Source organism: Dyella sp. GSA-30 (genome assembly GCF_027924605.1).
GTDB lineage: Bacteria > Pseudomonadota > Gammaproteobacteria > Xanthomonadales > Rhodanobacteraceae > GSA-30.
The window spans coordinates 759,203-772,819 of sequence record NZ_AP027042.1 but is presented as its reverse complement, the minus strand read 5'-3'; the positions used below and the strand labels follow the sequence as shown (position 1 = coordinate 772,819).

Sequence of the window (13,617 nt, the reverse complement as noted above, 5' to 3'; positions counted from 1 at the left end):
GGCGGACATTGGCAAGAATGCCAGTCACCATGAAGAAACCGCCAAAACGTTCCCGTCCCGCCAACGGACCTGCCAACCGCCACGTCGCCGCGTTGGTGTACGACGGTCTGTGCAGCTTCGAGTACGGCATTGCCGTGGAAATGTTCGGGCTGGCCCGACCGGAGTTCGATCACTGGTATAGCTTCGGTTCTTATGCGGTCGATCGCGGCAGCATGCGCGCTGCCGGTGGCCTGCAATTGCGCGCCGAGGCCACCCTGGATGGATTGGCGCAGGCCGGCACGATCATCGTGCCGGGTTGGCGCGGCGCCGACGCGGCGCCACCGGAGCGTCTGCTCGACGCGCTCCGTGCTGCGCATGCGCGCGGCGCGCGGTTGGTGTCGTTCTGTTCCGGCGTGTTTGTGCTGGCCGCCACCGGGTTGCTCGATGGCCGCCGTGCCAGCACGCATTGGCGTTACGCCGACGCCCTGGCTGCACGTTATCCGCACGTGCGGATCGAGCCGGACGTGCTGTATGTCGATGAGGGCCAACTGCTCACGTCGGCAGGTAGCGCGGCGGCGATCGATCTCTCCCTGCATCTGATCCGGCGCGACTACGGCCCGCGCATCGCCAACCAGGTAGCGCGTCGAGCGGTGGTGCCGACGCATCGCGATGGCGGACAAGCCCAGTTCATTCCGTCGCCGCTACCCGAACAGGGCGCGGCACTGGGCAAGTTACTGGAATGGATGCGCAAGCATCTGGACCAGCCGCTCGCATTACCTGAGCTTGCCGAACGCGCGCGCATGAGCGAACGCACGCTGCTGCGTCGCTTCGAGGAAGCGACCGGGCATTCGCCCAAGCAATGGCTAACGCAAGAGCGCCTGGCGCGTGCGCGGGAGATGCTCGAGGGTAGCGATCTGGCGGTCGAACAGATTGCCGACGCCTGCGGCTTCGGCAGTGCCGATACCTTGCGGCATCACTTTCGTCGGTCACTGCAATTGAGCCCTGCCCGCTATCGCGAACGCTTCGCGCACTGAGCATCGTCGTATCCTTAGGCATCCTTTTTTGGCGCGCGATTCATGATCTACGTTTTATTGAGCGTTCTATGCAGCGTCTGGGTATCGGTGATGCTCAAGCTGGCACGGCGACGTGGGTTCGACGTCGGGCAGGCAATTGCCTGGAACTATGTCGCGACCAGCGCGCTGACGGTCTGGATCTTCCGGCCATCGCTTGACGCCTTGAAGGGCCAGCACGTCCCCTGGGTTGGCATGGTCGGGCTGGGTATCCTGTTGCCGACGATCTTCATGGCGCTGGCCGCCTCGGTGCGCAACGCCGGCATCGTACGTACCGATACCGCGCAACGCCTGTCCCTGCTTATCTCTCTGCTGGCGGCGTTCTTGCTGTTCGGCGAGCAACCGACCGCGATCAAGCTGGCAGGGCTGGCGTTGGGCTTCATCGCCCTGCTGTGCATGCTGTGGCGTGGGGAGCAATCCGCGGCGCAGGCTGGTAACGGCTGGTACTGGCCGTTGGTGGTGTTCGCGGGCTTCGGTGCGATCGATATTCTGCTGAAGCTGGTGGCGCAGGCAGGTGTACCGTTTGCGGCCTCGCTGCTGACGGCCTTTGTGCTGTCTTTTCTGGTCGCCATGGCGATCTTCCTGTGGCGCTGCTTACGCGGGCAGACGCGTCCAAGCCTGCGCGACGCGGTCGGCGGCTTGATCCTGGGCCTGGTCAACTTCGGCAACATCGTTTTCTACGTGCGTGCCCATCAGGCGCTGGCGCAACATCCTGCGCTGGTGTTTGCCAGCATGAACCTGGGCGTGGTGCTGCTCGGCGCCCTGGTCGGCAGCCTGGGGTTCGGCGAACGGCTGCGCCCGATCAATGTCCTGGGTCTTCTGCTCGCGTTCGCCGCCATCGGTGTGCTGGGGTATGCCGCACAGGCATGACTTCTGGGGTGGGAAAGCGGGCTTGCGGTGTCCGTACTCTGGACTATCCCCGCCGTCATCCAGGAACGCCCACGATGCGCAAGCTGCCTCTCGCCGCCGCTCTTACCGCTCTCATGCTGTGCTCGGCCGTCCACGCCAAAGAGCATGACGACAAGGACAAGAAGGACAAGCCTGACGACAAGGCCGAGGCCGCGCTGATCAAGCCGCAGTCCTCTGAAAGCGAGGGCTCGGTCAGCGTCGAAGGCAAACGCGTCGACTACAAGGCTGTCGCCGGCACGCTGGTATTGCATGGCAGCGGCGACAAGGAAGACGAGCCGCAGATCAGCATGTTCTATACCGCCTATTTCAAGAAAGGTGTGGAGGCGGGCAAGCGGCCGATCACCTTCATCTATAACGGCGGACCGGGTTCGGCGACGGTGTGGCTGCATATGGGTGCCTTTGGTCCCAAGCGCGTCGTCACCAGTGACGACAGCCATACGCCAGCGGCGCCCTATGGTCTGGTCAACAACGACTACAGCCTGCTCGATGCGTCGGATCTGGTGTTTATCGATGCACCGGGTGCGGGCTTCAGTCGACTCATTGCCCATGACGACGACAAGGGCAAGCGCGACGAGCAAATGAAGGATCGACGCAAGAGCACGTACAGCGTCGACGGCGACGGCCATGCCTTCGCGCAGTTCATTACCCAGTTCCTGTCCCGGTACGGTCGCTGGAACTCCCCGAAATATCTGTTTGGCGAGAGTTACGGCACCACGCGTTCGGCGGTGGTCTCCAACATTCTGGAAAACGAAGATAGCGTCGACCTCAACGGCGTGATCCTGCTTTCGCAGATCCTGAGCTTCGACAACAGCATCGACGGCCCGCAGTTCAATCCGGGCGTGGATGCGCCATACATCACCGCACTGCCGACCTTCGCCGCGACGGCGTTTTATCATCGTAAGCTGCCGCAACAGCCGGCGCAGCTCGAGCCGTTCCTGCGCGAGGTCGAACAGTTCGCGATCGGTGACTATGCCCAGGCATTGATGGCCGGCTCGCGTCTGGATGCCGGTCGCAAGCAAGCCGTTGCGGAGAAGCTGCATCAGTACACCGGCCTGCCGACCGATTATCTCTTGCGCGCCAATCTGCGCGTAACCGGCGGCATGTTCGAGCACCAGTTGCAGAACGATGGCGGCCTCACCACCGGTCGTCTCGACAGCCGTTTCTCGGGACCGTCGCTCGACCCGATGGCCAAGGATTCGGAATACGATCCGCAGTCTTCCGCGATCAGCTCGGCGTACGTCGCTGCATTCAACGACTATGTGCGCAAGCAGCTCAAGTTCGGCGAGAACATGAACTATCGTTTGTTCGCCGACGTCGACCACTGGGATTTTGCGCACAAGGCACCCGGTGTCGAAGGCGAGGCCTTGCAGCAGTCGACCAATGTGATGCCGGACCTGGCCACGGCGATGAAGACCAATCCGAACTTGAAGGTGCTGTTGAACGGCGGTTATTACGACCTGGCTACGCCGTACTTCGCCGCCGATTATGAAATGCACCATCTGCCAATCCCCGATGCGCTGCAGGCCAATATCACCTATGCGTGGTATCCGTCCGGGCATATGGTTTACGCGAATCAGGATTCGCTGAAGATGCTGCATGACAATGTGGCGAAGTTTATTGGTGAGACGGATAACGTAAAGCGGTGAGCGCTTCGTGAGCGCCCGGCCCCCTCACCCCAGCCCTCCCCCCCACAGAGCCAGAGGAGAGGGGGCACACTGAGGCAAGTTTGAATCCTGCGCGCTTTTAGCTCCCTCTCCCCTGGCTCTGCCGGGGGAGAGGGTTGGGGTGAGGGGGCTCTGGACTCTCAAGCTACTATTAGCACCAGCCCCCCAAAGACATCCCCCATGCGCCAGCTCATCGACCGCTACCTCGACGCCTACAACCGCAAGGACGTCGAGGCCATGCTCACCACCATGCACCGCGAAGTCGTCTTCGAAAACTACACCGCCAACACGCTGAGCGTGCGCACCCTGGGCATCGACGAACTGCGCCACCTCGCCGAGAGCTCCCGCCATCTGTTCTCGGCGCGACATCAGACGATCACCGAGTACCGCGAATTCGAAGGCACGGCTTACGTAAAGGTCTTCTTCGAAGGCACCTTCGGCATCGACCTGCCCAACGGCATCCGCGCCGGCCAGAGCATGGCCTTAAATGGCCGCAGCGAGTTTCGCGAGCGCGACGGCCTGTTGATCTATATCGCCGATCACAGCGAGTGACCGGCAGCCAGACTCTCGAAGGTCGCCGTCTCGTAGCCGGGACGGCGCAACAAGGCATTGCGCCATAGCTGTTGCTGACGGGACCCGCTCTCCACCAGCCATTGCGGCTTGTTCGCCACCAGCGCCGCCACCGCTACGCCATCCTCGTAAAGCACACGCGTGCCGATTACGGCGGGCAGCTTGTCGCCGCTGAGCACGGTGCCAACCAGGTTGAGCGGATCGCAACCGCTCAGGACGACCAGTTCGCCGTCGTTCTCGCGCTTGCTGGCGGCACGCAATTGCGGGATGGCTTCAGGTAGCGCGAATTGTTCGCCGACCAGTCCCTCGACGAAACGTCCGCCACGGATTTCGCCGCGGGCCTCAAGTCGGTGATACACGCGCAACAACTCCCGCCATGTCGGCAGCCACGAGGCCTCGCGTTCAAGCAGCTTCCAGAACACCACGCCATATCGACGCAGCAAGGAGCGCGCGATGTGCTCGATGGTGTCCGGATCGTGTTTTCCGGTAGCGACGGGCTGTCGTACCAACGACCAGCGGCCCGCATCTTCGATGCCGCTCAGCATATGGCGGCGCACGCGCCGGTGACGCGGCGCTTCGCGTTTGGCCGCGGGCAGCAACAACGCGCGCAGACCGGCGAAACTGTCGGCACTGACACGACCGGCGGACACCAGCTCGCCCAGTGCATCTTCCAGTTCGGTACGCAGCAGATGCGTGGAATCCATGAGCTCGTCGAAGAACAACGCACCCTGAGCGGCCAGCGCGTCGGCAACAGCTTGCGCACGCGAGGACAACAATGTCTCCTGCGACTGTGTGTTCGCGGCAATGGCGCTCCATGTGGCCAGGCTTCGACGCGGCAACAGCACGATTGGCGTGGCACGAACCGGTCCGTTGCTGCCGCCGCCCGTGCGCAGCCGATTCCAGACGACACGGCCCGCGCGGCATTGTTCGTCGAGCCATTGAATGGCGTAGTCGTCGATGCGTGTAGGCAGCAACTCGGTTTCCCATGCACCGGCCGCGGCTTCGAATCCTTCGAGCTGGTTGATGATGGCCGGCAGCCCGTCGGGGCCGTTCAGGCGTGCATCGGGCGCCACGTGCTGCCACTGGAACAGGAAGCGCATCAGCTGGCGGCGACTGACCGGTTCGATTTCGCGGCGCAATCGGCCGATGGTGTAGCGATGAATGCGCGCCAGCAGATGGCGTTCGCACCATTGCACGTCCTGGACGCCGGGACTGAAATGTCCCTGGATCACGTAGCCTTCCGATTGCAGGCGGATCAGGGCGTGATCGACATCGCTGCGTTCAACTTGCAGTGATTCGGCGAGGCTGGCGGCATCGACGGGGCCCAGGCCGACCAGGCGACCGCGTACCAGTTCGAGCAGCGCATCTTCACGCGTCCACGCTTGCGCCGCGTATTCGGCAGGCGCTTCGATGGGCGGGTCGATGCTGGCATGGCCATGTACTGCCTGCCACATCGGCAGCTTTTCAGCGGCGATCCACAGCGATGCGCGTGCCTGCTTTGGTGTCAGCGCGGTGGCGCGATGGTGTTTCGCCAACGCCTGCAGATAGTTATCCCAACCTTGGTTTTTCTGTGCCTCGGTATCGCTGACGAAACCCAGCACGCTCAAGGCTTCATGCATTTCGTCCGCACTGCGTACCTGCGGCCATGCTTCGCCGCGTACCGCAGCAATTGCCTCGGGATCGAGCTTGGCTAGATCGCCGGCATCCTCGATCTCGCCGCCGCGGCGCGATTGCACGGCAAGCGTACGACGCTCCTCCAGCGGTGCATCGTCGAGATAGGCATACGGTGCGGCGGTGAGCACTTCGCTGGCCAGCGGGCTGGGTGCCGTAAGGTCGCGAGCGACCACCCGAATCGCGCCGCCTTCGAGACCGCGAAGGATATGCAACAAGCCGTCGACATCCATTGCTTCGCGCAGGCAGTCGTACATGGTCTGGTTGACCAGCGGGTGATCGGGAATCTGTCGCTCGCCAACGATGTTTTCCAGGCAGGCGACCTGATCGGGAAACACCGTCGCCAGCAGATCCTCGCTCTTCATGCGTTGCAACTGCGGCGGCACTTTGCGGCCGCCCTGGAAGCGCGGAAGCGCCAGCGACGTGGTGGCATTCCAGCGCCAGCGCACGGGAAACAGCGGCGCGTCGAGCAACGCCTGAACCAGCACGTGCTCGGCGGTGTTGGAATGCAAATAGCGCGCGACTTCTTCGAGCGGAAAACTGTGGCTGGTCGACAACGACAGTACGATCGCATCTTCGGTCGCCGCCGCCTGCAATTCGAAATTGAACTGTCGACAGAACCGCTTGCGCAGCGCCAGGCCCCAGGCGCGATTGATGCGGCTGCCGTACGGCGTGTGGATCACCAGCTGGGTGCCACCCGATTCGTCGAAGAATCGTTCGAACACAAGCGTGTGCTGTGTCGGCAGCACGCCAAGGGCAAGCTGGGCCTTGGCCAGGTAATCGGCAAGCTGTTGGGCGGCCGCTGCGTTCATGCCCAGCGTTTCGGTCAGCCATTTCAGCGCCTGCGGGACACCGCCTTCGTCGAGCTGCGTGCCTATCTCTTCGCGTAGACGCGATACGCCGAGGGATAACTCGTCGCTACGCCCAGGGGCCTCGCCCAGCCAGAAAGGAATGCTTGGCGGCACGCCATGCGCGTCTTCTACGCGCAGGCGGTCGCGTTCGACGCGCAGGATGCGATAGCTGGTGTTGCCGAGCTGGAAGATATCGCCGGCAAGGCTCTCCACGGCAAAGTCCTCGTGCACGCTGCCGATCACCGTCGCCTGCGGTTCGAGCACCACCAGATAATCGGCGGTATCGGGAATGGCGCCGCCGGAAGTAATGGCGGTAAGGCGTGCGCCTCGCCGTGCGCGCAGCTGGCGGTGCACGGCATCACGGTGGATATATGCCGCACGCGCACCGCGCCGCGTAGTGAAACCATCGGCCAGCATGCGGATGGTTTCGTCGAACTGCGCGCGCGTCAGCTCACGATAGGGATGGGCGCGGCGCACCAGGTCGAACAGCGCGTCTTCGTTCCATTCCTGCGCGGCGACTTCGGCAACGATCTGCTGTGCCAACACATCCAGCGGAGCGGGCGGCACGAACAGCGCATCGAGTTCGCCCCGCCGTACGCAATCGAGCAGTGCCGTGCATTCGATCAGATCGTCGCGACTGGTGGGAAACAGGCGCGCCTTGGGCGTGCCATTGACCGCGTGGCCGGAACGTCCTGCGCGTTGCAAGAACGCCGCGATGGAGCGCGGTGATTGCAATTGGCAGACCAGGTCGACATCGCCGATATCGATACCCAGCTCCAGCGACGCGGTGGCCACCAGCACTTTCAGATCGCCGCGTTTCAACCGTTGTTCGGCATCGAGGCGTTGTTCCTTGGCCAGACTGCCGTGATGCGCGGCGACGAACTCTTTACCCAGACGCTCGGACAGATGCCGCGCTACGCGCTCGGCCATGCGTCGCGTATTGACGAAGATCAGCGTGGTGCGATGTTCCTCGACCAGGTTGGCGACCTGGTTGTAGATCAGTTCCCAGGCATCGTTGGACATCACCGCTTCGAGCGGCACCGGCGGCACGGCAATCGCCAGGTCGCGTTCGCGCGTGTGGCCGACGTCGACGATATGGCATTCATCGTGCGACGCGCCGGTCAGGAACCGCGCGACTTCCTCGATCGGCTTCTGCGTGGCGGACAAGCCGATGCGCAACAGCGGCCGTTGGCAGAGCGATTCGAGCCGTTCCAGTGAAAGGGCAAGATGTGAGCCGCGCTTGCTGCCGGCCAGCGCATGAATTTCGTCCACGATCACGGTGCGCGTGTCGCTCAGCATGCTGCGGCCCGATTCGGAGCCGAGCAGGATGTACAGCGACTCGGGCGTGGTCACCAGGATATGCGGCGATTGCTTGCGCATCAGTGTGCGCTCGGCCTGCGGCGTATCGCCGGTACGTACGGCCGTGCGGATGACGACATCGGGCAGACCGAGTTTCTCCAGCTCCGCGCGGATCCCTTCCAGCGGCGCCTCCAGATTGATGCGGATGTCGTTGGACAGCGCTTTCAGCGGCGAGACGTAGACCACGGTCGTGGCGTCGGCCAGCGTGCCACCGTTAGCCACGCCCTCGCGCACCAGGCCGTCGATCGCGGCCAGGAAGGCGGTCAGGGTCTTGCCCGAGCCGGTCGGCGCCGCCACCAGGGTGTCGCGACCCTGTCGGATCGCGGGCCAGGCAGCCGTCTGCGCGGCCGTAGGGGCCGGGAACACACTGCTGAACCAGCTGGCGACGGCGGGGTGAAATTCGAGTAAGGGCATGGACTTAGGTCCGCCGGAAGGAGTGGCGGGTAGTCCGATCATAAATGGGGGCGGCAACGCATAAGCAAAGCCTTCGTGAAAGGTTGCGCTGCACCGCCGCAGGAACATGTGACAATAGCGTGTCACCGCGGCGCCATCGGAGTAAGCCGCGGGTCGCCAATCCACACTTTTTTTGGGGAACTACAAGCCATGTCCGTCGCCCGCTCGCCGCGTTATGCCGTGCTCGCGCTGTCCATTGCCACCGCCTTCGCGGCATCGGCCGTTGTCGCGCAAGATGCTGCCCCCACGCAGCCGCCGACCAAAGCCACCGAACTGCAGACGATCAACGTCACTGCCGAAAAGCGCGTGGAAAATCTGCAGAAGGTGCCGATCTCGCTCACGGTGCTCACCCCCGACAAGCTCGAGGCATTTGGCGAAGCCGGCGACGGCGTGCTCCAGCTCGCTTCGCGTGCGCCGAGCGTTTATGCGGAAACCTCGTACGGCCGCATTTTCCCGCGCTTCTACATCCGCGGCCTGGGCAATAGCGACTTCGACCTCAACGGTTCGCAGCCCGTGTCGATGGTGTACGACGACATCGTGCAGGAAAACCCGATCCTCAAAGGCTTCCCGCTGTTCGATCTCGAACAGGTCGAAGTGTTGCGCGGCCCGCAGGGTTCGCTGTTCGGCCGCAACTCGCCGGCTGGCGTGATCAAGTTCGATTCGAAGAAGCCCAGCCAGGAAACGACCGGCTATGCCAAGGCCTCGTACGGTTCGCTCGGTACAGCGAATGTCGAAGCAGCTCTCGGTGGCGCGTTGAGCTCGCACTGGTCCGGCCGCGTGTCGGCGCTGGCGCAGCACCGCGACGGCTGGATCGACAACAACTACACCGGCAAGAAAGACGCCTTGGGCGGCTATAACGACCGCGCCGTGCGCGCGCAGGCGCTGTACGAAGATGGCGACTTCAGTGCGCTGATCAACGTGCACGCACGCTGGCTCGATGGTTCGGCCACGGTCAACCGTGGCAACGCGATCGAGCTGGGCAGCGACACCTTCGTGCCCGGCTTCAATCGCGATCAGGTCACCCAGGACGGCCGCAACCGCCAGCACCTGTTCACCTGGGGCAGCAACCTGCACCTGAACTGGAACATCGGCGATTACACCTTCACCTCGATCACCGGTCTGGAACGCGCCACGATGTACAGCCTGGGCGACGTCGACGGCGGCATCGCCGTGGCCAAGACGCCGGCGCAGCAGCAGTGGGTGACGGCGTTCCCGTCCGAGACCGCCGACGCGCTGCCGCACGATCGCCAGATCACGCAGGAATTCCGCCTGGCCAGCAATCCGCAGGACCAGTGGAACTGGCAGGTCGGCACGTACTACTTCAACGAAGACATCGCGATCGCCAACTACGACTACAACACGTTGAACAATCACGCGTTGGACGGTTTCGCCGTGCAGAAGCAACGCACTACGGCCTGGGCGCTGTTCGGTTCGACCGATTACAAGATCAACGACGACTTCGATATCCGCGCCGGTGCGCGCTGGTCGCATGATTCGCGCGATTATCACGTCGATCGTTTCCTCTCGCCGATCGGCGGTGGTCCGTTGAGCCTGGCCGCTTCGCCACACGACGCACGCTGGAGCGGCGATGTCACCGGTACCTGGACGCTGAGCCCCAACGTCAACGTCTACGCGCGCATCGCCAACGGCTTCCGCGCACCGAGCGTGCAGGGACGCGTGCTGTTCGCCGATACCATCTCGCAGGCCAAGCCCGAGACGATCACCAGCTACGAGCTGGGCCTGAAGAGCACCAGCTGGAACAACCGCATCCGTCTGAATGCGGACGTGTACTCGTACACCATGCACAACGAGCAGCTCACCGCGGTGGGCGGCGACATCAACACCACGCGCCTGATCAACGCGCGCAAGACCGATGGCTACGGCGCCGAGTTCGACCTGGAGGGCTACCTCACGCCGAACTTCATCGTCACCGCCGGCGGCAGCTATAACCACACCGAGCTCAAGGACAAGGACCTGTCGGTGGCGATTTGCGGCGCGGGCTGCACCGTACTCGATCCGCTCAATGCCCAGGGCAATGCGCTGATCGACGGCAACTCGCTGCCCAATGCTCCCAAGTGGATCGGCACGGTGACCGCGCGTTATGGCATCCCGTACGGCAACAGCGGCGAGTTCTTCATCTACACCGACTGGAACTACCGCAGCGAAGTCAATTTCTTCCTGTACGACTCGGCCGAGTTCCGCGGCAAGCCGCTGCTCGAGGGTGGCCTGCGTCTGGGCTACAACTGGAACTACGGCAAGCAGGAAGTGGCCCTGTACGGCCGCAACATCACCAACCGTCGCCAGATCATCGGTGCGATCGACTTCGACAACCGCACCGCCTTCGTCAACGACCCGCGCGTGATCGGCGTGGAGTTCAAGACGGAGCTGTAAGCCCCGCGCATCGGTCCACGAGCCCTTGGCCGTGGACCGATGCAGTAGGCGCCACCTCACGTTAAACTCGCCCGGACGCATGGACCCAAGGCGAGAGGCGCAGTGAATCATCCCGGCGAGTTCGTCAGCGAAACCCAAACCACACTGACGATGGCCGACGGACAGGTTCTGTACGTGCGCGACTGGCCACACGCCAGCCCGCGCGGCTCGATCCTGCTGGTACACGGCCTGGGCGAACATAGCGGCCGCTATGCCAGGCTGGCGCAGTGGCTGCATCTTCGCGGCTACGCCGTGCGCTGCTACGACCAGCGCGGTCATGGCCAGACAGCCGGCCCACGCGGTGCGATCAAGCATGGCGACGATCTGCTGCGAGACCTGGCCGCGGTCTATGACGACTACGCCTCGACCCAGCCGAGCAAGCCGTTCCTGCTGGGTCACAGCATGGGTGGCCTGGTCGCCGTGCGTACCGTACTGGACGGCCGCATCAGGCCCCCTGCGCTGATGCTGTCCTCCCCTGCGCTACGTACGCATGAGTCCCGTTTCATGCAGCATGTGGCACATCTCCTGACCCGGGCCCTGCCCAATCTGCCGCTGCCGAATGGCCTGCCGTTCGACAAGCTGTCGCATGAGCCACAGACCGTGACGGCCTATCGTGAAGACCCGCTGCGACACAGCTGGATCACGCCGAGGCTCGCGGATTTTATTTTCCGCGCCGGCGCCGCATCGATTGCCGATGCCTCGCAACTGAAGACACCCACCCTGCTGTTAGTAGCCGGTAGCGACGAACTGGTCGACCCCGCAGGCAGCCGTGATTTTGCCAGCGGTGCTTGGGCCACGCGGCAATTGACCACGCGCTTCTTCGATACGCTTTATCACGAGCTGTTCAATGAAGCGGAGCCGGCGCGGAGTCAGGTGTTGAAGCAGCTTGGGGATTGGTTGCGGAAGTTGCATTGACGCGTTGTCGGGTGAGGAATGAGTGCTGAGGAAGACAATCGCGCTGCATTCCGCACCAATCCTGCTTATCCGTCATTCCGGCCTTCGCCGGAATGACGAGAGGAGTAGGCGACGGTGAGAGGGGGACGCTTTAAGCCCTCACCGCCACGACGCCTGGCGCACCTCAGAAGCGCCGAAGTGCCCCCTGGCAACTCGAGTAGGCGGCACGAACGGTATGCCATCTCGGCACGGCGTTTTGCTGGTTAGATCTGCCGACGCGATTCGAACGCATCCAGACAACGCCCGAACAGCTGCATCGCCTCTTCCAGCGCGTTGACCGGCAGACCGCAGAAACCAATCAACAGCCCCGGCCGCGGCGGTGCCTTGAAATAATGCGGCGCGATCGGATAAAGCCCCAGCCCGCGATCATGCGCATAGTCGACCAGCTCGGCCGCCAGTTCATGGCTATAGCCACGCAGCCACACGACGGTATGAATACCGGCCGGTGAATCGACGATATCCACGCGATCCCCTGCATGCTGGCGCAACCCCTCCAGGACGGCCTCGCGCCGCGCACGCAGTTCCTTGGTCGCGCGACGCAGATGACGCTCGAAGCCCCCGCTTTCCATAAAATGCGCCAGCGCCGCCTGTTCGATGGCCGCGCAGGAGAAATCGTCCATGTACTTGGCGTTGATGAAGTCTTCGCGCAGCGCTTGCGGCAACACCATGTACGCCAGGCGCAGGCCGCCGAACATCACCTTGGAAAAGGTGCCGACATAGATCACCCGATCGTGCTGGTCGAGCGAACGCATCGCCGCGAGTGGATGAGTGTCGTAGCGAAACTCGCCGTCGTAGTCGTCTTCCAGTACCCAGCAGCGTTTGGTGGCGGCGTAATGCAGCAAATCCAGGCGACGTTGCAGCGACATCACCGAGCCGCCCGGAAACTGATGCGATGGCGTCACGCAGATCAGCTCCGGTGCCTGTTTGGGCAGCTCCGCGCAGACCAGGCCTTCGTCGTCGGTGCGTACCGGATGCAATTTGGCACCGTAGGTACCGAACACATGGCGCGCACCGAAATAGGTGGGCTCCTCCAGCACGACGCTGTCGCCTTCGTCGACCAGGACGCGCGCGGTCAGCGAGAACGCCTGCTGGCTGCCGCTGACGATCAGCACATCGTCGGGCGAAACGTTGAGGCCGCGACGGCGCCCCAGGTAGTCGGCAACCTGGACGCGCAAGGGCTCGTAGCCCTGCGAACGGGCGACGTCGAGCGAGGTGTAGGTAGCCGCACGGGCCAGTTCGCGAGCCCAGATGTCGTTGAGCAGCGGGTTGATCTGCGGATTGCCGAATTGCAGGTTGTAGCGCAGGCCGCGGTGCTGCACGGCGATCATGCGGTCGAGTACCGTGCGTGCGCGCCGGGCAAAGCGTGAAGGTGCCGCTATCTCGGTTGTGCTCGCCGCAGGCCTGGCAGGAGCCTTGGTCTGCAGATGCGCGACATAGCTGCCCGAGCCGACCCGGCCTTCGATAAAGCCTTCGGCACGCAGTTGCTCATAGGCGGCCAGGACCGTAATGCGCGAGAGCTCCAGCTCGCGCGCCAGCACCCGCGTAGGTGGCAAACGCGAGCCGGCACCTAGCCGCCCGTTGAGAATCGCGCCCTTCATGGCACGGGTGAGTTGTGCGTACTGTGGACCCTGACCGTCGAGTTCTAGATACACCTGGCGCCTTCCCCATCGCATTGGCCCTACGGACTATAGAAAAAGTGGCTATGGA

8 protein-coding genes are annotated in these 13,617 nt (G+C 63.4%); 6 read left to right on the top strand and 2 right to left on the bottom strand.

Going from position 1 to position 13,617, the window contains the following annotated elements; translation table 11 throughout:
- Window positions 1-29 precede the first annotated feature (29 nt).
- The 4 genes from ftrA (at window position 30) to QMG46_RS03440 (ending at window position 4,174) form a co-directional block, all read left to right on the top strand.
- Window positions 30-1,013 carry a transcriptional regulator FtrA gene (gene ftrA, locus QMG46_RS03455; protein ID WP_281851074.1) on the top strand — a complete coding sequence of 328 codons (984 nt, stop codon included), beginning with the start codon at window positions 30-32 and terminating at the stop codon, window positions 1,011-1,013.
- A gap of 42 nt (window positions 1,014-1,055) precedes the next feature.
- Entirely contained in the window at window positions 1,056-1,919 is an 864-nt protein-coding gene (locus QMG46_RS03450) for an EamA family transporter (protein ID WP_281851073.1), read from the top strand.
- A 74-nt stretch (window positions 1,920-1,993) separates the two neighbouring features.
- A complete protein-coding gene (locus tag QMG46_RS03445) occupies window positions 1,994-3,604 on the top strand; it encodes a S10 family peptidase (protein ID WP_281851072.1) in 1,611 nt (536 codons plus the stop codon).
- A gap of 198 nt (window positions 3,605-3,802) precedes the next feature.
- Complete coding sequence (locus QMG46_RS03440; RefSeq protein ID WP_281851071.1) at window positions 3,803-4,174, top strand: nuclear transport factor 2 family protein; 372 nt, start codon at window positions 3,803-3,805, stop codon at window positions 4,172-4,174.
- On the opposite strand, the gene QMG46_RS03435 is transcribed toward QMG46_RS03440, so the two are convergent.
- Window positions 4,162-8,487: a DEAD/DEAH box helicase gene (locus QMG46_RS03435; RefSeq protein WP_281851070.1), complete on the bottom strand. Its 4,326-nt coding sequence runs from the start codon at window positions 8,485-8,487 to the stop codon at window positions 4,162-4,164. The two genes, QMG46_RS03440 and QMG46_RS03435, sit on opposite strands and share 13 nt — an antisense overlap.
- 189 nt (window positions 8,488-8,676) lie before the next feature.
- On the opposite strand from QMG46_RS03435, the gene QMG46_RS03430 reads away from it, so the two are divergent.
- Together QMG46_RS03430 and QMG46_RS03425 are read left to right on the top strand one after the other, a co-directional pair.
- Window positions 8,677-10,917, top strand: coding sequence for a TonB-dependent receptor (locus QMG46_RS03430; RefSeq protein WP_281851069.1), 2,241 nt, complete (start codon window positions 8,677-8,679; stop codon window positions 10,915-10,917).
- 102 nt (window positions 10,918-11,019) lie between these two features.
- A complete protein-coding gene (locus QMG46_RS03425) occupies window positions 11,020-11,871 on the top strand; it encodes an alpha/beta hydrolase (RefSeq protein ID WP_345781784.1) in 852 nt (283 codons plus the stop codon).
- Window positions 11,872-12,113: 242 nt separating this feature from the next.
- Here the strand turns inward: QMG46_RS03425 and QMG46_RS03420 are convergent, their stop codons facing one another.
- Window positions 12,114-13,562, bottom strand: coding sequence for a MocR-like pyridoxine biosynthesis transcription factor PdxR (locus QMG46_RS03420; RefSeq protein WP_281851068.1), 1,449 nt, complete (start codon window positions 13,560-13,562; stop codon window positions 12,114-12,116).
- Window positions 13,563-13,617: the final 55 nt, after the last annotated feature.